We start from the raw sequence: 24,939 nt of genomic DNA, 5'->3' as shown, positions 1-24,939 counted from the left end.
TCAAGTTTTTATTCATCATTAATTATTTTTCATCAATAGGGATTAACTTATTTGGTGTTTGATAAGGTTCATTTCCGAGCGGCCTTGCATTTTCCCCACGTTTGCTTATATCTCCAATATCTTTTTTTGCCCAGTCCAAAAGTTTAAGCAATTCCGCAACCACTTGCGGATTCGCATCAGCTACATCGGTAGTTTCGGCAATATCCGTTTCTAAATTGTACAGTACGGGTTTGGTAAACAATACCCTGTCTTTTGGAGCACTGTGAATGGGCCATTTTCTATAAACTATTGATGTTGAATTGGTCTCATGTGGCAAATGCAACTTCCATTTCCCCTTTCTAACAGCACGTAGAATATGATGTTGGTAATAGAAAAATGGACGATCTGATGCTTCTGATGGGTTTCCATGAATAATCCCTGAAATATCCACGCCATCAATAACCCGATCCTTTGGAACTTCTGCCCCAGCTATTTTTGCAATGGTCGGTAATACATCTATGGTAGCTACCATATGTTCCGAAGTTTTTCCGACTGGCACTTTTCCCGGTGCCCTTATTATTGCAGGAACTCTAAAACCACCTTCCCAAGCAGAGGTTTTTGCTCCTCTTAAAGGTTCTGCATGTCCTCCATGGTCCTTTTTAATCCACCAAGGTCCGTTATCACTTGTAAAAATCACATAAGTATTTTCATCTAAACCAATTTCTTTTAAATGATTTAAAATCCTGCCCACATTATAATCAATCTCTTCAATGACATCACCGTATAAACCTCCTTCTGACTTTCCTCTAAAGGCATCAGAAACCGCTAATTTGGTATGTGGCATGGTATGCGCTAGATATAGAAAAAAGGGCTGTTCCCGGCTCTTTTCAATAAAATCAATGGCCTCATTGGTATATCTTTCGGTAAGTGTTGACATATCAGCATTTCTTTCAATCAACTTATTGTTTCTTATTAGATGCACCCTCGCATCATTACTTCCTGGCGTAAAGAAAGACTCATCGAAACCCTGATGCATCGGCAATAAATCCGGATTGAACTGCTCTGGATTATGCCCAGCTAAATCCCATTTACCAATCATCCCTGTTCTATAACCTACAGGTTTTAAAACCTCTGCAATGGTAACTTCACTCAATGCTAATTTAGGATGTGGATTATCTCCATTATCATTACGTGCATTTCGCATAGGATAAGAACCGGTCATTAAAGCGGCTCTTGAAGGCCCACAAACCGTTTGGGCGTAAAAATTCGTAAATTTCATCCCCTCGGATGCCATTTTATCAATATGGGGTGTTTTAATGTTTGGAGAACCAAAACAACCCAAATCTTGATACCCTTGATCATCGGTAAAAATGATGATGAAATTAGGTTTTCTTTCTTGGGCTTGAATGTTTTGGTTAAATACACTCCAAAAAAGAAAGCAGCCCAAAAAAACAATTTTTCCCATAGCACTTACCATTTGATGTTTAGTGTTTCAGATGCATTTATCGTCTTCATTTTCAACTTTTTTGTACCCACACCATCCAAAATAAAGCGATCCAGTTCCAATTTTCCTGAAAGTACCGCAATATCGGCTTCTTTATTTTTCACTTGAACTGTACCATAACCATACCCATTACTCCAAAAATAAGTTCCGGGTTTTGAGGTGAAGGTCATCGACTTATCCACTGCCGAATATTGAAACTTCGTGATAGCCAAAATACCGGCCCAAGCCATCATGCTTCTGGCATAGTGGTGACCTGCTTCGGCTTCGTTAAACGGACTCCTTTTTTTGCCATCGTAACGGTCTCTAATATTATTAATGCACAATAATCCGTCTTCCAATAAGCCTTCTTGTAGCATACCAACGGCAGCGGTGTATTCAAACCCCGTCATTACTTCGGTATAATATGGGAATGGTTTTTCGGGACGTTCCTTAGGGTACGCTGCCATCAATAAAGCAGACTCGTCGCCCAAAGCATATGAGCGATGAAAATTGGCATGGGAGGTCATATTCTCAACATAATTGTATTTCATGATGGACTCAAGCGTTTTTTTGATGTTTTCTTCTTTAGCCAAATATCCTAAGCCAACAATATGCGAAAACACCTGTCCTACCAACTGATCCACCAAAACCCCTTTTCCCAACTGAAAATCGGGCGACGTAAAATCAATCGCATTTTTAACGTCTGCTGCACCAATAAGGGATTCGGCTACGTTATCGGCGGACATGGGTGGTTGAATATGCTGTTCATAATATTCGCCATTGAATAGATTTTCGTCCATCCATTTAGACCCTTTCCCATATAAATCATGACAGGTTTTCGCAAATGCCTTTTCGCCTAAATAAGTTGCCATTTCTTCTGAAGCTTTTAGAGCGCCCAAATACCAAAAGCCCATTTGAGGATTGGGCCCAAAATACTCCACATCCATGGTGTTGTGTTGGGATCCTTCCATCACACCATTTTTATCGGCATCCCAACCTCCGGGAATCCAACAAAATTCCAATGACTTTTTTACCTTTGGCCAATGTTGTTTTAAAAAGGCATCGTCGCCAGATAATTGCCAATCGCGGTAAAATTTCATGATGCTTCCCATTTGTCCATCGGCTGCTGCCTTGCCCCAAAGCTGGCCTTCTTCAAGCGGAAGATAGACCCTAAAGCTCATCAATCCTGTATCGTCGGTTGCATACTTATACTCCACCTCACGCATGGTTTTAGCCAACTCCCCAAATAAAAAAGCGGTGGTTTGTTCGTAATTCCAAACGTGGGTACAAGAGCCAAAACACGAACCATAGGTATCAAAAAGTCCTTCCCAACCCAGTAATTGACCGCTTTTAATTCGGAAAGCCAATTGCGTTCGTAGATGTGCCAAATTGAAAAGTGCCGATTCTTTAATTACTTCAGGAATATCACTATTAAGAAGTGCATTGACGAACGTTTTGGTGCTGTTTTCCAAGGCATTTAAACGTGGTAAGGTTTTGGAAATCACATCCCATGAATCACTATACTTTGTTGTGTAATAATTTCCGACTGTAGCTTTTATTAACTTTTGAAACCCCGGTTTGTCCCAAGTTTGTCTGTTGGGAAAATGCCAACTGATCAAAAAACGAAAAGTTTTTTCTTCACCTGCTTTTAAAGTCGTCTTTACCGCCAAAGTTCCCATAGGGGCATTGGCACCTTCATTTTCTCTTTTTTCCAATAATCCATCCGCACTAAAATCATCCCAAAAATCGAGACGTTTCTTATCCCATCTACTCGTTTTTGGTTGCCACGCGGTTCGGTACGTGGTGGTACCTTCGTTTAAGGATACAAAACTCATGGTCCCCCATTGTTCACTTTCGGGGTCTACACCATTACTTGTATAGTGGATGCCGTTAACACCGTTTTCTTCGCGAATGGTATTGACATTTTTTATGGCTTTCCCCCGTGTGCCATCAAAACCAATAAAGTTTTGAATAGTCCCTGCCAATGAAATGGCAATATCCCTATCACTGGAATTCTTTACCGTATAATCCAGAATTGCCATAGGAATACTACTATCGTCTATATTACCGGGAATAAGTGGATTATAGGCCCCGACAACCACCTCAACAGGAAGGTTTTCATCACTTAAAAATACTTGCCCAAACGGATAAGCGGTTTTAAAAGAAGCATTGCTAAAGCGTGGTAGACCGTGGTGGTTTGATGTTGCTCCCCATGCACCCTCGTAATAGGATTCATCGGGCGGACCTTCTAACAAACGGGTTTGTTTTTTCCCTTGACCATCTTCAACAAAAATGGCAAAAAAAGGACCTTTTTGTTTTGCCGGACCCCAATTTTCCAAAGTAGGATTGAAGCCTTTTGCAGGACGGTTCATGATTTCCCAATCTTCCAAAGAACCTCGTCCCGTAAGTGAAATGGTTCCTGTACCAATACCGCCAACAGGCATTTTTATTTTTTGAATATGGTCTTGGTCATAAGTTTTTAATACGGGCCAATTTAATGATTCATCTTGTGCGGTAAGGCAACCCATCATCATCATCAAAAACAGTAAACTTATTTGGATTTTTTTCATGATTATTTCGGCATTTGTTCAGCTATAATCCCAGCTAATATTTTTGCTCCATCCTCCTCTGGATGCACACCGTCCGGAACGAGGTTTCCCTTATCAATTAAAGGCTCATATAAATCAATAATTGGTAAATTATTTTCTTTAGCCAACGTTTTTATAATTGGTATAACTTCTTGCTTTACGATTTCACCATTAATTGAAAATTTACTGTGATCATAAACAGGAACCGGCAAACACAAATATAATTTTGGGGTTGGCAAAATGGTTTGAAAGGTATCGATCAAACTTTGATAACTTTCTTTAAAATCTTGGGCATTCCAATTTTGCGGTTTGGAATCGTTAGTCCCTAATTTAATTGTTATAATGTCTGGATGAACCGCAAAAACATTTGAAAACTCCTTACAATTCCAATAAGGTAAATTACCGTTTTTTAATGCTGTTGCACCACTTCGCCCTAAATTAACAACGGAATATGCATTTCCCAACAAATCGTTTAAAACCTTGGGATATGCCGTTACACTTTCTTTTTTATGCCTTGAACCAGCAGTAATGCTGTCACCAACACATGCTATGGTTTTTGGCTTAGTACTACAAGACACCAAAACTACTAGTGCCAAAATATTCAAGAACCCTATTTTTTTCATAAACTCAATTTTAATACTTTTTCCATTCAGGTTTCCAAACCTTGATTTCCCCTTCTTTCAAAGAGATGACTTTACTCAATCTTCCATCAGAAAAAACCCTAAAGCTTCCATTGGTGGTGGCGCGTATTTTTGCTTCAACCAATTTCCCGTTTTCCCAAGTGATATCCACTTCAAAACCACCACGGGCCCGGAGTCCTGTAATACTTCCATTTGGCCATGCAGTGGGTAGTGCAGGTAGTAAATTGATTTTGCCATCGTGACTTTGCATCAGCATCTCCGTAATACCTGAAACCAACCCAAAATTACCGTCGATCTGAAAAGGTGGATGAACATCCAAGAGGTTTGGCAGGGTGGATTTTTGCTGTAGTGCCATAATGTTTTCATGTGCTTTTTCAGCTTCCAACAAGCGCGCCCAGAAATTGATAATCCAAGCACGACTCCATCCTGTATGTCCGCCACCATTAGCCAAACGATGCTCGATGGTTTTTTTAGCTGCTTCAAATAACTCTGGCGTATTTTCTTTTGAAATTTGATTGGAAGGATGCAACGCATATAAATGTGAAATGTGGCGGTGCCCTGGGTCTCTTTCCCCAAACTCCTCCATCCACTCCATCAAACGGCCATCGCTTCCTATTTGTAAAGGTTGAATTTTTGCAAGCTGACTTTTTAATGTATTTCGGAAATCTTCATCGATACCCAAAATTTCAGCGGATATTATGCAGTTGCGGTATAGTTCCAGAATAATCGAGCGGTCCATGGTGGACCCCATGGATACTGTTGCAACTTCGCCGTCTTCAGTTATAAAATCATTTTCTGGAGATATTGAAGGTGAAGTAACCAGATACCCCGTTTTGGGATCGGTAATCATAAAGTCTACAAAAAACTCCGCAGCTTCCTTCATAATAGGATAAGCGTGTTCCGCTAGATATTTTTTGTCCTTGGTGTATTCATAATGTGTGAAGAGATGCTGACAACTCCAAGCGGCTCCCATAGGCCACATACCATATCGTGCCCTTCCAAAAGCTGCAGTCATATTCCAAGCATCACTGGTGTGGTGTGCTACGAATCCACGACTTCCGTAAGTTTCTCGAGCAGTGATTCTACCCATCTCCCTCAAATCCCCAATAAACTTTAAAAAGGGTTCGTGGCATTCGGCAAGATTAGTCATTTCAGCCATCCAATAATTCATCTGAATATTAATATTGATGTGGTAATCGGCATTCCACGGCGGTTTAAACCCGTTTACCCAAATACCCTGTAAATTGGCAGGCAAGGTTCCCGGTCGTGAACTGCTTATAAGCAAATACCTGCCGTATTGGTAATGCAGTTGGGTAAGGTAGTTATCAACAGTACCATCTTTTACCCGCTGTAAACGTTTATCGGTCGGAAGGTCTTCTCCATGGCCTTCAGAAATTTTAAAATCCAGTCGCTTAAAGAGGGATCGGTAGTCGTTGGTATGCGCCTTGTACAAGCTTTCATAGTCCTTATTCAGGATTTTTTCGAGATTCGCTTCTGTAAGCTTTCTTGGATCTTCGCCTCGATAATCACTGGCAGCTACAATACGTATGATCAACTGATCTGCATCCGAAATCACTATTCTACCCTCCTTAACTTCAGAAGTGCCTCCTTTAATTTCAAAATGGATAGTGGCGTAAAACTTCACACCTAAACCATCACCTATATGCTCAGAAAAATGAATGCTGTTTTTGCTAAGCCGTATCTGTGTATTATCAGTACGCCTTACATAAGCAGACAAGTTAATGGATTTGTTTTGGTCTGCTGAATACTTAATAAGCATCGCTTTATCCGGAAAGCTTGAAAAACTTTCTCTTTTGAATGTAACCCCATCTTTTTCGAAAAGGGTGGTTTGCAAAGCAGTATTAAGATCCAATTCACGTCTAAAATTGGTTATGCTGTCAAAGCCAGATCGCTCAACAATCAAATTAGCGAGCATTTGGTTGGTCATGGTACCGGTAGGAAAACGTTCGGTCAAAAGGTTTTCAGTAAGATAGGTTTCAGCCTCAACGTATTTCCCATCAAAAATTAATTGCTGGATCTTTTTAAGAATTTCAGGCCCTGCTTTTTTATCCCGATTATAAAGTTTTTCACCGGTCCAGATGGTTTCTTCATTTAAACAGATGGTTTCTTTAGAAGGAGTGCCATACAGCATGGCCCCCAAACTTCCGTTTCCTATGGGAAGGCCTTCGTTCCATTTTTTGGCAGGCTGCTCAAACCAAATTTTCAAAGCTTGTTCTTTACCTTGTTGGTCTTTGTTCTTATGTTCAGAATCTGAACATGCCGCACAAAAAACAAAGACAAAAGCCGTTAAAATATTCTTGTGAATTGACATATTACTTTTATTTTATTACCTGGTTTCCCGATCTTTCAATCCTTTTTATGTCCTTTAAAGCCAACAGAAGCATCTAAAACCTTTCCTTGTTTAGGCGGTGTATGTGCCTGTTGGGCATAGCGCAGCATTTTTTCCAAAATTTCGGGGTGTTCAGTAGCCAGATTATGCTGTTCTTCAATATCAGAACTCAAATCATACAATTCATAATCTGCTTGTTTATTGGGTTTAATGGCTTTCCAGTCCCCCATTCTAATAGCACGACCTTTGAGATCTTCCCAGTACAGATAATCATGTTGTTTTTGAGAGAATTCTAATGTTTCGCCAAATAATGTCGGAGCAATGGAAACACCATCGGTCGAAGCTGGTGCTTTGGTTCCTGCAATATCGGCAAGGGTAGGCATGATATCAGGAAAATAGCCTAAATGGTTTGATACACTACCCGGCGCTATCTGTTCTGGCCAGTAGGCTATAAACGGAATTCTAAGGCCGCCTTCATAAAAATTGCCTTTCCCCCCTCTAAAACGCTTACCGGTTTCGGGATTTAGATTTGGAGCAAAAAAACCGTGAGGATGATTTTCATTCTTAAAATAAGGCTGACCACCATTATCCCCAGACACAAAAATTATGGTGTTATCGGCAATACCCAACTCTTCGAGTAAGGTTACAATCTCCCCTACCTGTCTATCTACCATTTCAACCATGGCGGCATACATTTGCGCATCGTATTTTCCTTTTTGGTTGGTAGCGTCCCATTCTTTGTTTTTATATTTTTGCCAAGTGGGTTCATCTTCGGGCATCGCCCAATACCCATGAGGTGGTGTCCAAGCCATATAGGCAAAAAACGGTTCCTCCTTTTTAGAACGGATAAATTCCAATCCCTTTTCGTGAATAAGGTGATGAGAGAATGTTTCCCCACTTAAAAAATCACCTGTATTCCCTTCTAGGGGCACTTTTTCACTATTATGAACCAAGTATCTCGGATAGTACGTATGCGCATGCACTTGGTGATAGTACCCAAAAAACGTATCGAAGCCATGGTTTTCAGGAACGCCTGTGGTTCCGACATCCCCAAGACCCCATTTACCAAATCCTCCCGTGGCGTATCCGGCATCTTTAAGTACATTAGCAATGGTAATATCCTCTGCCGCTAAACTCAATCCACCACTGTTGGAGCGAACAGTTGTATGCCCCGTATGCTGGCCAGTAATAAAAGTACTCCTGGTGGGCGCACAAACGTTTCCGCCCGCCAAAAATTGAGTGAAACGCATGCCGTTGGAGGCTAATCTGTCTATAGTTGGCGTTTCAAAAATTGGGTGCCCCATACCAGAAGATTCAAAATAGCCCCACTCATCCATCATAATATAAACAATGTTAGGCTTTTTGACTTTTTCCGGTTTCGTGTTACAAGCTGTCATAGCTATGAACACCAAAGTCAGTAGTATGTAAGAAATTTTTTTACTTTTCATTATCCATAAGTTTTAATCCTGGTTATTTTTCCAAACCATCGTTTCACCTTGTTTCAAACTCAAGGTTTCACTCAACTGGTCATTTGAATAAACCCGGAACTTCCCTTCTTTTACCGCATGAATTTTAGCTTGTTTCAATTTTCCGCTTTCCCAAACAATATCCACTTCAAAGCCCCCACGGGCTCTTAAACCTTTAACATTTCCGTCAGGCCATGATGAAGGTAAAGCTGGCAATAGATGAAAAATATAGGGAGCTTCCGCTAAACTTTCATCGGGAACTACTGGCACAAAATGATTGGGTTGGCCCATATCTTTGTGGTAGGCTACAAAAGCAGCCTCTTCAATGGTTTCCGCTTTACTATCAATACTTCTTAAATGACTTTGCAACAACATTTCACACACACCTGCCACTCCACCAAAATTCCCATCGATTTGGAATGGTGGGTGAAAATCGAACAAATTAGGATAAGCACGTTCTGAAGTTAAAAACTTGTAAAACCGATGTGCCTTATCGCCATGGTGCAATCTTGCCCAAAAATTTGTTTTCCACGCCGTACTCCAACCGGTTGAAACGTCGCCACGGTGTTTCATGGTTACCAAAGCCGCATTGGTTAATTCCAGAGTGGTCAATGGTGAAAAATCACGCCCGGGATGCAAGGCTATTAAATGTGAAATATGGCGATGTTGGTCTGTGGGACTGTCCCAATCTTCAGGCCATTCCTGTACCTGTCCGTATTGACCTATTTTTTGTGGACAGAGTTTTGGAATGATATGCTGTAGTGTTTCCCTAAAGGCTGTATCCCTATTTAAAACGGTGGATGCTTCAATGCAATCGGTGAATAGATTCAATACCAATTGCTGCTCAAACGAAGCGCCATAAGCTTGCTTATTCAATTTGCCAAATTGCTCCACCAGATAAGCATTCTCTGGAGACCAAGTGGGATAAACCAACAACGAACCATCTTTCCATGGGGCTAAAAATTCCAGGTAAAACTCCGCAGCTCCTTTTAAAATCGGATAGATTTCCTTAAGATAATTTACATCCTTACCAAAAGCATAATGCTCAAACAAATTCTGGCATAACCATGCTCCAGATTGTTGCATACGCCTACCGTGTTCGTTAGGTGCCGTAAAACCGAAAACATTACCGTTCAATCCGGTACTCCAACCTTTTTCGACCCCATACGTTTCTTGGGCAACATGCTTTCCTGATTCTGCCAATATTTTCATCCATTCCACATAAGGCGTAAAAGACCCTGGAAGATTTGCCGTTTCCACCATCCAGTAATTCATGGCCACATTAATATCGTTGTGATAATCGCCGTTCCATGCAGGCTTTAAATGACCGTTCCACAACCCTTGTAGATTGGAAGGTACAGGGGCAGAACGCGAACAACTCAATTGTAAATAACGGGAGTAATTGAAATAAAGGTTCTCCAATTCCAAGCTTGGGCCGTTTTCAATCAAATCATCCGTGGTTACATGGGAAGGTTCGTAATCCAAGTTTAACTGGCAATTATCCATCAAGTCTGAAACATCTTTTCGATGGATACTTTTGAGCTCATCGTAGTCTAATTTTATGGCATTTTCTAGCGTTGTCTTCGTATCAGTTTCAAAATCACGACCTTTAAACGATGGATAAACGGGAAGATAATCGGTGTAGGCCGACACATAAATTTTTACATCCTTGGCGTTTTCAACCTTTAATGTCCCATCGTCTTGGGCGGTTATTTTTGCGTTACCCGCATCTATGAACACCCTTTGTTGAAATTTGACGGGGTCTTTTACCATGGCGGCTTCACCATTTAAAACCAGCACATTTCCTTCGGAAATGAGGTTGGTTATTTTATGCAAACTACTTGCTTTGATAGTGAGGTTCATTTCCGCATTTTCAGCGGTATAGCGCATTGCGACCACATCATTGGGGTAGCTGCAAAAATATTCCCTGGTGAAGTTTGCCTTACCGATACTATAGTTGACATGCCCAACGCCAGAAAATACATCCAAGGAACGGGTGTAATTCGTGACGGCTTCACTTTGATGCCCCGTTGCAATATATACGTCGGTAAAAGGGGCATAATTCCCCAAAGGTTGATGACTACTGAGGTATTTGGTAGACATGCTTTCCATACTATTTTCCGAAGTGCCATAGTTTTCGTTACGATAGGCTTCCCGTACTTTTTCAAAGTTTTTATATGCCCCTATTCGGGTTCCGGACTGTTCTACTTCGCTTAAACCCCTTTTACTGTTCATCCACAAGGTGATATCATTCAGCATGATGTGCTCTTCCTCCATATCCCCTGAAAACATGGCTCCCAAGCGGCCATTGCCCAAAGGCAATGCTTCTTGCATGTAACCTGGCTTACTGTAATCCTGCCTTTGCCCAGTAGTGAACTTGCTGGCAGGCTCATCATAAGTCAGCAAAAACTGTGCATCGATTTTCGCGGAGGTTACAATAATCAATAAGAGGGTTACAATAGGTTTTATCATGTTTTTTTATCTATTGGACTTTTCCAATAATGTTGTACTTTCTATCACTATCTGGCTTAATTAATTCACCTTTCCATAAACCATTTTCCAATTTTGTGAATTCAAAGTTTTCCGAATGTGGAATTTTGTTATCGGACCACAATAATAACGGCCCGTCTTCCACCATTTGGATTTTCACGGAATTTTCATCGATTTCCAATACTTCGAAGGTTGACCCCGAAAGGTATTTGTCGGGTCGTCCGATGATAGACCAACCATGTTGTATTGGGTTTAACAATAACAAACGTTCTTTTCCAGAGCCCAATGTGAACTGGTAATCTTCTTTTAGAATTTGTGCTGAACCTGTATAATAATCATAAAGTAATATACCTTCTTTCGGTATTTCCCAAAGACCGTCATAAGGTTGTATCATGCCTCCAGCAAACGGATAATCCTTTAAGGAAACTTGAGTAATCAGCTCTTTATCATCTTGATTTAGGTTCACCGCCATTATAGCTGCGGTTTTGTTCTTTAATGGTGCTATGACCCGAAATGCCTTCCCGTCAAAATAAGGATCTTGCATCAGACTTTCGGGCAGTGGCACGGCAGGAGCCAAAGTTCCTAAAATACGTCCGTCGGCATAAGTCAATGGTTTTAAAACGGTATCATCTATATGCTCTGGCACATCCGATAAGTAAATAGGGCCTCCAGACATGGCCCTTGCAACGGCCATTAACTGAGCAGTTTCTTCAAAATTGGCAAAGAACATATCTTGGTCCAGCCAATGCGTGTGCCCCAACCAAAAGGCATTGGCGAAATTTTGAACCAAAGTCACATCCAAACGGTCTTTGGTGGTTTTATAATCCACACTCCCACGGATAATGGCGCTATGCCTGTGATTGAACACATTGAAGTTTTGTTGGGCAATACAGTTAAGAAGCATCAAATCCTTGTCTTTGCAATTTTCCTCTAACGCTATATTGTTGTAATGTACTCCTAGAATGGCATTGCTAGCTCCTGCATTGTTTCGGAAATTATCCGATTGAAAATCGACTTTAATAATATCAAAACCATTGGCCTTGGTGTTTTTTGTCATTTCATGGAAAAACGCATTGGCGGCTTCCCCTGAAATTTTTGGCACTAAAAGCGGCTTTTGGCCACTAGGGTTGCGCGCTACCAAATGCTCTCCCAAACCCGGCATGTTATGCTTTGGCGATACGGCTCCAAAATAGCCATTGAAATTTCGCCAAATACCCATCCATTTTATTTTATCGTCTTTCTGACTTGTAATGGGTTCCCAACCATTCGGGAATTTAGTTTTATCTGCTCCAAAAGATAACAATTGTCCTTTTTCGTGGTCTAAATAACCATCATCAACCAGCATCCACCGAAACGGAATTGTACTTTCTTTCATGCCTTTAAGTGCATCCAAAATCACCTCCTCGTTGATGTTGTGCTTGTAATGCTCCCAAGAACACCAACCCAAATAGTTGTAAGCTTCAGGATATTCTTTATCAGACCTCCAATTGATGTTTTCTTTTACATTATCGGTGTTCATCGCCTGCTCCCAAGCCATTCTAGCGGCTTCATACGGATTCTTGGATTGCCCGTAACCCATTAAAGGTGCCGCTACATTTTCGGTATCCGTACCATACGTAGTAACCGTTAAATAAACCGTTTTATTGCGAATGGAAAACGTATTACCTAAACGATTCGAGACCAAGGGTAAAAGCGCTAAATAATCGCCATTTTCCTTTTGAAGCATCATAAAAGCCCCAAGATCGATATGGCTGTCCATTCTTGGTTTTTGGTGCTTGTAACCGTCTAATTCAGAAATATCATCAAACCAAAGCGGCTCTACCCGATTCCCTGCGGCCAGCTTTTGTGAAAACGGACGATAGTAAATACCTTTTTTGTACTTGGGCAATTCCAGTTTGATTTCAGAAATAATCCCGATGGAATCCGGTGTCAATTCTTGTTTTTGAACAGAAACTACCCCGCTCCCGCTAAAGGATGATACATGTAACGTTTGTGGAATTACCTCCAATGGTGCATCTTGTTCTTTTGCCTTGGAAGGTTCTGAACACGACCATATACAGGAGATACCAACAATAAATAGAAATACTTTATACATTATATGGTTTAACTTTGGAAAGATTTTATTTATGACTTTGACTTAATTGATTATCGGTTGGATTTCCTTCCACCCTTCCATATCTTCATTTTCCTGAATCGCTCCCGGTGTACTTCTTCCGTCCAGGATAATTTTTTTCAAAGCTGCCTTTAATTCTGCCGCTTTTTCCGGATGTTCGGCAATTAAATTTTCGGTTTCACCTATATCGGCTTTCAGATTATACAGTTGCATATCGGGTAAATCCAATTTTTCATCTTTAATATCCTGTGGCCTTGGATAACTCCATCCACCAGAACCCGGACAAACATTCAGTTTCCAATCACCTTGCCTAATGGCAAAAGAACCGTTGATGGAATGGTGGACGGTGTAATCCCGAATTTCGTTATTACCATCTCCCGTTATTAACGGCAACATACTGAAACTGTCTTCAGCTTCGGAATCCTTTATGTTATATCCTGAAATTTCTGCACAAGTGGCAAAAAAATCGGTAGTACAAATGGTTTTATCCATACCAGTATTCTTAGGAGCTTTGGCTGGCCATTCCACTATAAAAGGCACACGATGGCCGCCTTCAAAAATATCGGCTTTTGAGCCTCGGAACTTGTAACTAGGATTATGGTCGACTTTTGCCAACTCCTCAAAATCAGCTCTTGGAGAGCATCCGTTATCACTTGTAAAAACCAATAACGTATTTTCTGAAATACCACGTTTTTTAAGCGTTTCCCTTATTTGACGCACCACATCGTCTACCTGCATCACAAAATCGCCATACATATTGGTATTACTCTTACCTAAAAACCCTTCGGCCGGCAAAATAGGTGTATGGGGTGCCGGTAAAGGAAAATACAAGAAAAAAGGTGTTTTACCTGTTACTTCGTTGTTGATATAATCCACTGCTTTATCGGTTAAATCCTGAAGTACGTTGGCATGGTCAAAATCATCGGCAGTAGGCCCGTTCCGCCAGAATGCCTTGCCATCTACGCTAACCGTTGTTTTGGTGGGCACCATGGTAGGCATATCATTTTCCACATACACATAAGGAGCCATATCGAGGGAACCACAGAAACCGAACGAATAGTCAAATCCATGGGTCGATGGCCCGTTTTCAATAGGCTTGGTATAATCAACCGCGAGTTGGGCATCCCATTTATTTCTGGCATCTCCATCTGCACCGTCTTGAATAGCCCAATCCCAACCTAAATGCCATTTACCAATAAAGGCTGTGGTGTAACCTTGTGCTTTTAGCATTTCGGCAATTGTAGTGCGCTCTTGTTTTATAAGTGATGAAGAGTACCCTCCAAGTACCGACTTTTTTAAAGTTGAACGCCAATTGTAACGCCCCGTTAAAATACCATAACGTGTTGGGGTACAAACGGCCGATGAGGTATGCGCATCGGTAAATTTCACCCCATTTTCGGCCATTTCGTCTAAATGCGGTGTTGGGATTTTCCCTTCCGGATTAAAGCTTTTTACATCCCCATAACCCATATCGTCTGCTAGGATGTAGATGATATTGGGGTTTTTATCCGCTTTTTGCGCTTGTACCGTCAATATTGGAAAAAGAAATATGAAAAATATGAAATGCTTCATCTTACTAATTTTATGTTGTTTAATTTTATTTGACCTACTTTCAATCAATTATCAACCCGACTATTTTATGAGCTGTTTTATGAAATTTGAAACATGCTCCCCTAACAATTCATAGCCTTTTTCGGTATAGTGTACATCATCGATACCTTTTCCATATTCGTTATGGATAATTTTTGAAACTTCAAAAATATCATTGATTTTTACGCCGTTAGCCTTCATTATTTTTTTGGCTATGGTATTATATGTTATGGCATCTTCCTGAAACCGTCCTGCTTCCTTTTCGGGGACGAAGGTGGTTGTGGCGAAAATTAATTCCGCATTGGAATGCTTCTTTATGAGTTTAACCAAGGTATTGAGGTTTTTTTCATATTCCTCTGGCCCGAATGTTATGGTTCCATTTACCTTGTCCCTGTTTCCTTGAACTTTTGAATCGGGGTGCCGATAACATAAATCCCATAAACCCCAATTAAAATGAATAATATCCCAGTCCCCCGCTGCCAACCATGATTCAATATGCTTTAACCCGTTCTCTGTATGTTTTGCATTCCCAGGGTTATGATGCACCTCGGCAATGTCTTTCAACTCCTCTTTAACGAAAGGTGTATAACCGTTGGAAATGGAATCGCCAATAATTAAAATTTTGGGGTTTGGCTGCTTTGAACTTGAGGCCACAGCCACTAAAACGAATAAAATAAAAGCTATTCCAATGTTTTTCATCCTATTAAAAATTAACCGTTATATTTTCTCCTTTTGAAATGGTTTTGCCTTTTAGTTTCTTTTTGCCAAGACCTTGAAGCGTTAAACTTTTAAGCTCCAATTGCCCGTAAAGCACGTTTATTTTTGCCGACCCTTTTTTTACCTCACACGTACCCCAACTGTAGCCATTACTCCAAAAATAGGTACCCGGTTTTGACGTAAAACGGATCGATTTTTCAACCCCGGAATAATGAAACCCCGTTGTTGCCAACACCCCGCCCCAAGCCATCATACTTCTGGCATAATGGTGACCATATTCCGCTTCGTTGAACGGATTTCTTTTTTTTCCGTCGTAACGATTACGGATATCCCGTATGGTTTTTAAGCCTTCTTCCACCTGATCTTCATACATCATGGCTACCGCTGCCGTGTGCTCAAATCCGGTCATCACCTCGGTAAAATACGGGAACGGTTGCTTGGGTCTTTCCCCAGGATAATCGGCCATCAACAAAGCCGATTCATCCCCATAGGCATACGAGCGCATAAAGTTGGGGTGCTTCATTAGACTTTCGCGGTAGTTGTATTTTAAAATAGACGCATTGGTTTTCTTAATGTTTTCTTTGTTGGCAAGGTGTCCCAAGTCAAGGATATGGGCCACAACCTGACCTACCAACTGGTCTACAAGCACGCCTTCTCCCAACTGGTATTGTGGGTCGTTTGGAACCAGTCTTCTTTTTACACGGATAAGACCTTTGGCAATACTATCGAGATGCATTGGGGGCACTATTTCCTGTACATAATATTCTCCGTTAAAGAGATTTTCATCCATCCATTTAGAACCGTTTTCATATAAAGACCTGCAGGTTTTCGCAAACTTTTTTTCACCAAGGTAGCTTGCCATTTCTTCCGTTGCCCGTAAGGCCCCGAGGTACCAAAAGCCCATTTGCGGGTTGGGGCCATAATATTCAACATCCATGGTATTGTGCTGACTACCTTCCATAACGCCATCTTTATCGGGATCCCATCCTTTGGGGATCCAACAGAACTCCAAAGCTTTTTTCACCATTGGCCAATTCTTTTTCAAAAAAGCGTCATCACCCGAAAGCTGCCATTCACGGTAGTATTTCATTATACACCCCATTTGTCCGTCGGCGGCGGCCAAACCAAAACTTGTGGCATTAGTTTCCAATGGCAAATAAATACGGTAACTCATCAATCCTCGATCGTTGGTCGCATACCCAAACTCCACTTCGCGCATGTTTTGGGCCACATCGCCGAATAAAAACGGGATGGTCTGTTCGTAATTCCAAACATGGGTGCAAGACCCTGAACCACTACCTTCGTTATCCTTGATACCTTCCCAACCTAAATAATAACCCGATTTGGTCCTAAAAGCGAGTTGCGTACGCAAATGCGCTAAATTGAACAAGGCAGCTTCCTTTACGATTTCCGGGATATCACTTTCGATAAAAGCATCTACGAAGGTTTTCGTCTGTTTTTCCAATTCGGGAATCCTGGGAACATTTTTCCGTGCGACCTCCCATGAATCCTTAAATTGCGTAGCATAGTAATTGCCCACATTGGCTTTATATTGAAAACCAAGTCGGTTGGGGAAATGCCAAGTGATAAAAAATCGTATATCTTTTTCTTCGTTGGGGGCTAAAGTGGTTTTTACCGCTAAGGACCCCATATTGTTCTTTTGTTCGGACGTTCTTTCTTCCAATAAACCATTATCGGTATAATCATCCCAAAACTCCAAAGTGCTGTTTCCCCAATCTCCCGGTTTCCAGGCGGTTCTATATGAAACTTCACCGTCACTATTGGTTGTTAAACTAAACGTCCCCCACTGCGGACTTTCTTTCTCTATTTCTTGGCTCGCGGAATAATGGATACCTTTCAGATCAATGGCCTCTTTGTAGGTATTGATATTTTGATAGGCTTGACCTTCCTTACCATCAAACCCAATGAAATTGGGGATGTTACCCGCCAAAGAAATCGTAATTGGCTTATCGCTGGTATTTTTCACTTTATAGCTCAATACGACCATTGGGAGGCTACTATCGTCCGTATTTCCGGGAATCAAAGGGTTGAACGCCCCAACCGTTACTTCTACAGGCAAACTATTATCCCGTAGCAACACTTGCCCAAAAGGATAAGCGGTTTGAAAAGTAGCTTGAGCAAAACGGGGCAGTCCGTGATTGGGTGCCTTTGAACCATAAAAACCTTCATCGTACTTTGTAGGCACCGGACCCTCTAATAGTAAAGCTTGTGCCGCTTTATTTTCTTCTTTTAAATAGATGGAGAAAAAAGGTGCCCGATTGATAACTTCCACGCCGGTATATTTTGGGTTATACCCTTTGGCAGGCCTACTTATAATTTCCCAGTCTTCAAATGCACCCCTTCCTGTTAACGAAATGGTTCCCGTACCAATACCGCCAACGGGCATGGCGATGCGGTCGGTATGGTTTTGGTCGTAGGTTTTAAGCACAGGCCAATCAGCGGCAGAATCCTGGGCCTTTACCATAGAAGTAACTAAAAAAAGCAATATTGAAAAATGAAGTAACTTCATGATGCTGTTTTATTCAGCTTAATTTTTAGTGAGTGCCTTAGGGATTTCAAGATATCCAGCCGGACGGTTATTTTTTTTAATGTCTTCTTCAAAATCTGTGATACAACCCAGTAATTGATCGGCAATCGGTCGATTCCCTTCCAAAACATTTATGGATTCCGAAATATCATTTTCTAAATCGTACAGTGCAACTGGTTTATCTCCCTCAACATGCAGCTTCCATGTACCCGATCTTACCGCCGCCATAGTATTTCCCTTATGATAAAAAAATGCCTGGTGCGGACTTTTGCTATTACCGCTCAATACTGACATAATATCCTTTCCATCAAGTATCCGGTCTGCCGGGAGTGCTGCCCCTGCCAACTTCGCAAAGGTGGGGAACAGGTCCATGGCCGTCATAAGCTCATCGTTTACTTGGCCAGCAGGGATTTTTCCAGGCCAACGCACTACGGTAGGCATGCGCATCCCCCCTTCATAGGTACTCCCTTTTTTGCCCCTTAAAGGATGGGCGCTTCCCACCATAGGGCCATTATCGGAAGTGAAAATCACTATGGTCTTATCATCGATACCGTTCTTTTTCAAAGCATCTAGAATTTGACCTACAGACCAATCTATTTCACTAATGGCATAAGGATACCATTGATCACGTACACGATAATTGAAATACCCTTTTTCACCGTTGGGAAAAACTCTTAAAGAATCTGGGATCTCCTTTTCAAAAGACGCTGATACGGCAATAGGCCTATGCGGCATGGGATGGGGGATATACAAAAAGAAAGGGGCGCCCCTATTTTTTTCAATAAAACGAATGGACCGCTCAGTGATTTGTTCGGTCAGTACGCCGATATTAGGATTTAATGCAACTACTTCTGCATTCTCCATCAAGGGTAAGGGTGGGAAATCAAACTTTTTGTTATTGGGATGAAGGGGTTGGATATCATGACTATAGGGAATCCCAAAAAACTCATCGAATCCTTGGCGGGTAGGTAAGAATTCAGGTTGATCCCCCAAATGCCATTTCCCGAACATCCCGGTCTTGTACCCTACCGCTTGCAGTACCTCTGCAATGGTAATTTCTTCCGGGTTAAGGCCTTTTTTATCGGCTGCAAGCAACACCCTTTCGGCCATGCCGATACGTGAGGGATAAGATCCGGTCATTAACGCAGCTCTTGATGGCGTACAAATCGGTGCCGCCACGTAAAAGCTGGTCAATCGCATGCCTTCGGATGCCATTTGGTCGATTCTGGGTGTTTTTACATGCGTACCACCAAAACAGCTCAGGTCTCCATAGCCTTGATCGTCGGTAAAGATGATGATCAAATTGGGCTTCCCTGGCCCGGATACCGCTTGGGAATGACAAGCACTAAACCCGAATACAAAAAATAGCCAAACAAGATTTTTCACACGTTTAAATTTTAGTAATCATTGGTACTCCTTTGAACAACCAAGGGTTAAACCCTTTCGCGGGGCGGTTCATAATCTCCCAATCCAGTTTGGCACCATTCCCTTTTAAAGAAACCGTTCCAGTGCCCAAACCGCCAACAGGCATGGCTATGCGTTGAAAGTGATTTTGGTCGTAGGATTTTAATATGGGCCATTTCTGTTGTGCTTTAACACCCAAAACAAACAAGGTTACCACAAGTACTATAAAAATAGTTTTGGCCTTCATTGATTTTGAGTTTGGTTTATTTCGTTGACTTCACTTCCCCACCAATCGTCATTGGGCTGCCAATCGGGGCTCAACATTTCCCTTCTTTGCTTTTCCAAGCGTGGCATGAGTTTCGTTTTATGGCTTTCCAGTCTTTTAATACGGGCAGCTTCATCCCATTCGGGGTCTTCCTTTGCATATTGGGTATTCATGGATTCCAACCAATCCATTAATTGTGTGTATAAGGTTTCCGCTATCGCTTTGTTTTTCCCAGACAAATCGTTACCCTCTTTTAGATCTGTATTTAAATCATACAATTCATTGTGATCGTCTTCCCAGTAATGAATCAGTTTCCAATTGTCCTTTCTAATAATGGAAACCGGCTCCCCCCCTTGATTTCCGTAATGCGGATAATGCCAAAAAAGTGGTCTATCATCAATTTCTTCCCCATTTAAAAGTGGCTTTAAACTAATGCCATCGGCATGTGCTTCGGGTTTTAAAGGGATATTCGCCAAGTCTAACAATGTCGGGTACAGATCGGCGCCGGAAACCGGGGTTTCTATCATACCCCCATTTTGCTTTAACCATGGTACATAAATAAAATAAGGCACCCGTATACCACCTTCCCATTGGTACCCTTTTCCTCCCCTTAACATCAATTGATCGGTCGAGAAGTTGTCACCGGAAGTAACCCCTCCGTTATCCGAAGTGAACACCACGATGGTATTTTTATCCAAACCATTATCTTTCAAAGTCTTAAGAACACTTCCAACAGCCTCATCCACTTGTTCGATCAAGCCGGCATACACTGGGTTATCTTGGTATTTTCGGGCAGGTAAAATACGTTCCATTTCAAAGCCATTTTCTGCAATGCCCATTTGTTCGGCTTTGTCCCTGTACCTTTTCCATTTGTCTTTGGTGGTCTGTATAGGGGCATGTACCGCATAAAAAGAGAGGTATGCCAAAAATGTGGTGTCTTTGTTTTTCTCAATGAATCCTGAAGTTTCTTTGGCCAATTTCATGGAAAGCGACATTCCTTTTTCTTCCTCATGGTCTTCCATTTGCGGATTGTTGAAGGGAGAGAAATAACCTCCGCTGTAAGGCCCACCTTTTTCATACCCCCCTTGATTGATATCGAATCCGTGATCGGTCGGTAAGGAGTGATCCGCTGCGCCTCCTAAATGCCATTTTCCCGCAAAAAAGGTTCGGTATCCGTTCTCTTTCAATACTTCAGGCAAAGTCACATCATCGTGATCCAAATGATGCTTGTACTCGGGCGGTAAAAGCTTTGTGTATCGGTTCTTTTTTTTCCACTCCGATCCCGATGGCGCACCAACAAACTGCGTAATCCCGTGCCTTGCCGTAAACTGCCCGTTCAACAAACTTGCTCGCGAAGGGCTACAAACAGAACACGTAGCATAGCCATTGGTGAAAACATTCCCCGATTTTGCCACAGCATCGATATTCGGGGTTTCATAATATTCGCTGCCCATAACACTTAAATCGGCATACCCCAAATCATCTACCACGATAAAAAGGATGTTGGGTTTATTGGAATCTGAAAGATGATCTTCATTTTTGCATGATGCCGATAAAAGGGTCATCAGCGCCAGGAAATATATTGGTCTTTTCATGGGCGATCTTATTTCTTCGATTCCGGTCTTATCCACATGCAATGGCCACCACCGGGAACCATCTTGGCCTGTACAACAGCACCCTTCATTACGGTTGCGGTTCGTACTTGATAAGCTTCCGGATTCGTACGGCTGTCGGTTTCTTGGGTATCTTCATAAAAGGTAATGGTATATTCTTGGTCATCATTCAAAAAGTCCAATGTAATATCAAGCGTACCCCCTTCGTTGTGCACCGAACCGATAAACCACTCCTCTCCATGCCGTCTTGCCGTGGAAATATACCCATCCATTTTGGCGTGCAATATTTTTGTCTCATCCCATTTTCCTACGGGCATTTCTTTAATGAATTCAAACAAATCCTGTTTTTCGGCATAAGCTTCGGGTGCATCAGGGATACACACCAATCCGCTGAATACGATAAGGGTTCTGGCGGCTTCCGCAGTGACCGTTGTACGTAATGAATTCAGTTTTTTAGGTCCTTTTTCCCTTTTGCCCGCATTTACGCTTGTAATATCGAAAACCCCATTGTTCATATCCAAGGGGCCTTGAATCGCGTTGATCAATGCCATCCTTATAAAGGTTTTAGGGGTGAAAGCCCGTCTGGAATCTTGCTGTGCATGACAAAATTCCTTTGTAATGGCATTGGGGTAGGTTCTCGTTACTCCGGTGAACGGCACGGGTCCATCGTGAAAATCAATCAACAAATTACTTTCGGCACTCATACGAATGGCGTCTCTGGTAAAGGGCACGTTGGCCCCCATAAAACCGTATTTGATACCTTTGACCCCAAGGGATTTGTAATACGGGAACAAGGCATCATCACCATAATTCCCTTGTCGCCTGTCATAGTACAGAATTAGGGATACCCCTTTTTCTTTGGCATAGGCCGCTACTTTATCCAAATCCAATTTATCGGACATTGTTATTTCCCCTGGTTCCACATGGGTGTACCAGGCATCGTCAATAAGGAAATATTCAATCCCGTTTTGTGATGCAAAATCGATAAATCGGAAATAACTTTCGTTATCGATCCCATACGTAAATCCGTCCTTGGCTTGGAAACCATGAACCCTCCAATCCCAAAGGGTTTTCCCCGGTTTAATCCATGATGTGTTTTCAATTTGATTAGGGGCCGCCACATTCAGTGGCACCGTATTGGTAAGTAAATCACCCATTCGGTCTTCCAAAAGAATTACCCGCCAAGGTGTTGTTAAGCTCCTCTCATCGGACTCAAACCCGTTTATGGAAACCAGTTTTTTTCTTTGGTCATCATAATTGAAGTTTATGAGATCAAAACCCGGCGCACTGATCAAATCCGATTCCAAAAGCGATAAAAATTTACTTTCTTGATGCGCTACGACCAAGGGCATTTTTATTTTTTGTTTTTTACCATTGGGTTGGATTTTCCCCAAGTCGGTCACAGCCACAGGCCCAAAGGGCTGCCCTTCTCCCGCCGGTGAATATAGGTTACTGGTATCGGGCAAACCGTATTCGATAAAAAAAGAAGGCTTGGCCCCTGCTGGAATTTCATCGGCCTTAAAACGAAAAGCAACACCATCATTATAGGCTCTTACCAAAAGTGTAACAGGGACACCTTCGTAATTCAGCGATACTTCCAACTCTTTGTAATGGTCTTCAATTTCACTGAACTGCCCCCAAACGGGATTCCATGTATTACGCACTTCATTGATTTCAGCATCCACAACTTCTACCTGCAAGTCGGGTAAAATGGAGATCCCTGAATTTAAAATGATGTCTTTGCCACCATCATAAAGGTTGTAGCCCAAACCCTTATCCGTTTGATCCAATACAACTTCAATTAGGCCATCGGGGGATGTAATCGATAACTGTTTGGGTTTTGTGCAATTAAATAAAATGAGTGCAAGACCAATGGTAAATACGATTTTTTTCATTTTGATAATGGTTTACATTTCTTACAAAAGCCGGTGGGCGGTTATTTTTTTCAAGTTCTTTTTCAAATTCAATGACATAAGCGTGAAGTCCTTTTCAATATCTGGATGCACCTCTATTTCGCATGTACAAATAAGCTATTACATATCAAATGGTTATTGCTTCTTAAGTTTTATAACAAACACCCTGTCGTTAGCCAATAATCGCACCCCATTTACATTGCTATACCAAATATAAAAAATAAAAAACAACTAGTAGGTACTAGTCGATTTTTTAGTTTGATCCACCTACTTTTCACACCGTAATCAACATTGAAAACAAGACCAGAAAAACCTAAAACAAAAACCATGTCGTTACCAATACGCTATTCCAATTCAAGGGTTTTTCTTTCTTTGGAAAAGGTGTTGGCAGGTGGAGCTTCGGGTAAAGTCTTTTGAAACATTTCGAGTTTCTCACCTAAAGCCTTTACTTTCCCGGGATTATCGGCAGACACGTCTTTTTGTTCCCCCCAATCCGTACTGATATCGTACAATTCCGTACGGTTCATTTTTTTGTTGGTCAGCAGTTTCCAATTATTTTCCTGTATTGCGGCACTTGGCCAAAAATAAGGGCGGTCATTGGAAAAACGCCAATCCCAATAAATAGGTTTTTCCCGTTTATAAGCTTCTCCCTTTATGGCCGCTACGATACTTTCCCCGTCGGGCACATAACCCTCAGGGTAAGTTGCCCCTGCCAATTCCAAAAATGTTGGCAACAAATCCACAGCTGCCATTTCGGTAGTTTTATCCACCTTTCCTTCCGGTACATTACCTGGCCATCTAACGATAAAGGGAATGCGTACCCCACCTGCGAACAAAGAGCGTTTACGCCCACTAAGTTCATTCGCTTCACCAACGGAATAATACTCCCCCAAGCCCGGCCCCGTGGAATTATCGTCAATTTTCTTATGGCTACCCGATATTTCCGGACCGTTATCCGAAGAAAATACCACTAACGTATTGTCATCCAAACCAAGTTCCTTTAAAGTAGCGAACAAATCCCCTATGCGCGCATCATATTCGGAGACCACAGCGGCATAGACCTGTTGTTGTTCATCCAAATGGGCAAATTGCTGCATATATTCCTCTTTTGGATAATGCGGTGTATGTGTTGCATGAACCCAGGCATTAATGAAAAAAGGCTTATCCTTATGTCGTTTTACGAAATCTATCGTTTTATACAAAGTGGAATCCGCTTGCATTTGGTGCAATCTGCCTGCTAAATTGAATGCTCCATATTCATCATAGCCATATTCCAAGGGGGATGGCGCATCTTCCACATGTGTATTGGTAAGGTGCCACTTTCCAAAATGGGCCGTGGCATAACCCGCTTTCTTCAGCATACGGGGCAACATCGGTGCTTTGGGATCCAACCAGTCCGGCATATTCCGTTTGGCATGCGATGCTACGGAAGCAAAATGGCCGTGTACACTTTGCCGTGCAGGAAATTGGCCCGTGACCACCCCAACCCTACTAGGGGAACAAACGGGATTTACAACCGAAAAATTTTGAAAATCGATTCCTTCGGAAGCCATTTTATCCAAATTAGGGGTCTTGCAGAACGTACTACCGTGGATTCCCAAATCGCCGTAACCCCAATCATCGGCAAAAATAAAAATGATGTTGGGCTGTTTTTTTGAAATGGTATTTACACTTTCTTTTTCCGTTTTAGTTTCTTCTTTGCACCCATAAAAAGATGTAACGACAATTAAACAAACAGTAATTAATTTAAAAATTCCCATTATACTATATTTTGTAATC

15 protein-coding genes are annotated in these 24,939 nt (G+C 41.7%); all 15 read right to left on the bottom strand.

Annotation, left to right across the window (positions count from 1 at the left end; translation table 11 throughout):
* Nucleotides 1-22: 22 nt before the first annotated feature.
* The 15 genes from PHU20_RS12595 to PHU20_RS12525 all read right to left on the bottom strand — a co-directional run bounded on the left by PHU20_RS12595 (nucleotide 23) and on the right by PHU20_RS12525 (nucleotide 24,920).
* Nucleotides 23-1,444 carry a sulfatase family protein gene (locus tag PHU20_RS12595; RefSeq protein WP_274825730.1) on the bottom strand — a complete coding sequence of 474 codons (1,422 nt, stop codon included), beginning with the start codon at nucleotides 1,442-1,444 and terminating at the stop codon, nucleotides 23-25.
* A gap of 5 nt (nucleotides 1,445-1,449) precedes the next feature.
* On the bottom strand, nucleotides 1,450-4,032 hold the full coding sequence (locus PHU20_RS12590; RefSeq protein ID WP_274825729.1) for a GH116 family glycosyl-hydrolase: 2,583 nt from the start codon (nucleotides 4,030-4,032) through the stop codon (nucleotides 1,450-1,452).
* A gap of 2 nt (nucleotides 4,033-4,034) precedes the next feature.
* The gene (locus PHU20_RS12585; protein WP_274825728.1) at nucleotides 4,035-4,673 is read right to left on the bottom strand and encodes a GDSL-type esterase/lipase family protein; all 639 of its coding nucleotides are present in this window, start codon (nucleotides 4,671-4,673) and stop codon (nucleotides 4,035-4,037) included.
* Nucleotides 4,674-4,683: 10 nt separating this feature from the next.
* Nucleotides 4,684-7,023, bottom strand: a complete 2,340-nt coding sequence (locus PHU20_RS12580) for a glycoside hydrolase family 95 protein (protein ID WP_274825727.1) — start codon at nucleotides 7,021-7,023, stop codon at nucleotides 4,684-4,686.
* Nucleotides 7,024-7,058: 35 nt separating this feature from the next.
* Nucleotides 7,059-8,489 (bottom strand): arylsulfatase, encoded by a 1,431-nt coding sequence (locus tag PHU20_RS12575; protein ID WP_274825726.1) that lies wholly within the window; start codon nucleotides 8,487-8,489, stop codon nucleotides 7,059-7,061.
* Nucleotides 8,490-8,501: 12 nt separating this feature from the next.
* Entirely contained in the window at nucleotides 8,502-10,979 is a 2,478-nt protein-coding gene (locus PHU20_RS12570) for a glycoside hydrolase family 95 protein (protein ID WP_274825725.1), read from the bottom strand.
* 10 nt (nucleotides 10,980-10,989) lie between these two features.
* Nucleotides 10,990-13,092, bottom strand: a complete 2,103-nt coding sequence (locus PHU20_RS12565) for a Sip1-related alpha-galactosidase (RefSeq protein ID WP_274825724.1) — start codon at nucleotides 13,090-13,092, stop codon at nucleotides 10,990-10,992.
* 42 nt (nucleotides 13,093-13,134) lie between these two features.
* Complete coding sequence (locus PHU20_RS12560; RefSeq protein WP_274825723.1) at nucleotides 13,135-14,682, bottom strand: sulfatase family protein; 1,548 nt, start codon at nucleotides 14,680-14,682, stop codon at nucleotides 13,135-13,137.
* A gap of 60 nt (nucleotides 14,683-14,742) precedes the next feature.
* The gene (locus PHU20_RS12555) at nucleotides 14,743-15,399 is read right to left on the bottom strand and encodes an SGNH/GDSL hydrolase family protein (protein ID WP_274825722.1); all 657 of its coding nucleotides are present in this window, start codon (nucleotides 15,397-15,399) and stop codon (nucleotides 14,743-14,745) included.
* A 4-nt stretch (nucleotides 15,400-15,403) separates the two neighbouring features.
* Nucleotides 15,404-17,947, bottom strand: a complete 2,544-nt coding sequence (locus PHU20_RS12550) for a GH116 family glycosyl-hydrolase (protein ID WP_274825721.1) — start codon at nucleotides 17,945-17,947, stop codon at nucleotides 15,404-15,406.
* 18 nt (nucleotides 17,948-17,965) lie between these two features.
* Nucleotides 17,966-19,351: a sulfatase family protein gene (locus PHU20_RS12545; RefSeq protein ID WP_274825720.1), complete on the bottom strand. Its 1,386-nt coding sequence runs from the start codon at nucleotides 19,349-19,351 to the stop codon at nucleotides 17,966-17,968.
* Between the two features lie 4 nt (nucleotides 19,352-19,355).
* A complete protein-coding gene (locus PHU20_RS12540; protein ID WP_274825719.1) occupies nucleotides 19,356-19,616 on the bottom strand; it encodes a hypothetical protein in 261 nt (86 codons plus the stop codon).
* Nucleotides 19,613-21,229: a sulfatase gene (locus tag PHU20_RS12535; RefSeq protein ID WP_274825718.1), complete on the bottom strand. Its 1,617-nt coding sequence runs from the start codon at nucleotides 21,227-21,229 to the stop codon at nucleotides 19,613-19,615. The genes PHU20_RS12540 and PHU20_RS12535 overlap by 4 nt, the downstream gene beginning before the upstream one ends.
* A gap of 8 nt (nucleotides 21,230-21,237) precedes the next feature.
* Nucleotides 21,238-23,142: a glycoside hydrolase family 97 protein gene (locus PHU20_RS12530; protein ID WP_274825717.1), complete on the bottom strand. Its 1,905-nt coding sequence runs from the start codon at nucleotides 23,140-23,142 to the stop codon at nucleotides 21,238-21,240.
* 362 nt (nucleotides 23,143-23,504) lie between these two features.
* Nucleotides 23,505-24,920 carry a sulfatase-like hydrolase/transferase gene (locus PHU20_RS12525; protein ID WP_274825716.1) on the bottom strand — a complete coding sequence of 472 codons (1,416 nt, stop codon included), beginning with the start codon at nucleotides 24,918-24,920 and terminating at the stop codon, nucleotides 23,505-23,507.
* Between the last annotated feature and the right edge of the window lie 19 nt (nucleotides 24,921-24,939).

The sequence above is a fragment of the Maribacter polysaccharolyticus genome, from assembly GCF_028882255.1.
GTDB lineage: Bacteria > Bacteroidota > Bacteroidia > Flavobacteriales > Flavobacteriaceae > Maribacter_A > Maribacter_A polysaccharolyticus.
The sequence above is the reverse complement of the archived record's forward strand: the minus strand, read 5'-3'. Positions and strand labels throughout refer to the sequence as shown.

Bases quoted from the DNA above. Each gene is read 5' to 3' on its own strand.
- PHU20_RS12575 (WP_274825726.1), bottom strand. From the start codon at position 8,489: ATGAAAAGTAAAAAAATTTCTTACATACTACTGACTTTGGTGTTCATA.
- PHU20_RS12595 (WP_274825730.1), bottom strand. From the start codon at position 1,444: ATGGGAAAAATTGTTTTTTTGGGCTGCTTTCTTTTTTGGAGTGTATTT.
- PHU20_RS12565 (WP_274825724.1), bottom strand. From the start codon at position 13,092: ATGTATAAAGTATTTCTATTTATTGTTGGTATCTCCTGTATATGGTCG.
- PHU20_RS12550 (WP_274825721.1), bottom strand. From the start codon at position 17,947: ATGAAGTTACTTCATTTTTCAATATTGCTTTTTTTAGTTACTTCTATG.
- PHU20_RS12560 (WP_274825723.1), bottom strand. From the start codon at position 14,682: ATGAAGCATTTCATATTTTTCATATTTCTTTTTCCAATATTGACGGTA.
- PHU20_RS12540 (WP_274825719.1), bottom strand. From the start codon at position 19,616: ATGAAGGCCAAAACTATTTTTATAGTACTTGTGGTAACCTTGTTTGTT.
- PHU20_RS12525 (WP_274825716.1), bottom strand. From the start codon at position 24,920: ATGGGAATTTTTAAATTAATTACTGTTTGTTTAATTGTCGTTACATCT.
- PHU20_RS12585 (WP_274825728.1), bottom strand. From the start codon at position 4,673: ATGAAAAAAATAGGGTTCTTGAATATTTTGGCACTAGTAGTTTTGGTG.
- PHU20_RS12555 (WP_274825722.1), bottom strand. From the start codon at position 15,399: ATGAAAAACATTGGAATAGCTTTTATTTTATTCGTTTTAGTGGCTGTG.
- PHU20_RS12580 (WP_274825727.1), bottom strand. From the start codon at position 7,023: ATGTCAATTCACAAGAATATTTTAACGGCTTTTGTCTTTGTTTTTTGT.
- PHU20_RS12590 (WP_274825729.1), bottom strand. From the start codon at position 4,032: ATGAAAAAAATCCAAATAAGTTTACTGTTTTTGATGATGATGATGGGT.
- PHU20_RS12535 (WP_274825718.1), bottom strand. From the start codon at position 21,229: ATGAAAAGACCAATATATTTCCTGGCGCTGATGACCCTTTTATCGGCA.
- PHU20_RS12530 (WP_274825717.1), bottom strand. From the start codon at position 23,142: ATGAAAAAAATCGTATTTACCATTGGTCTTGCACTCATTTTATTTAAT.
- PHU20_RS12570 (WP_274825725.1), bottom strand. From the start codon at position 10,979: ATGATAAAACCTATTGTAACCCTCTTATTGATTATTGTAACCTCCGCG.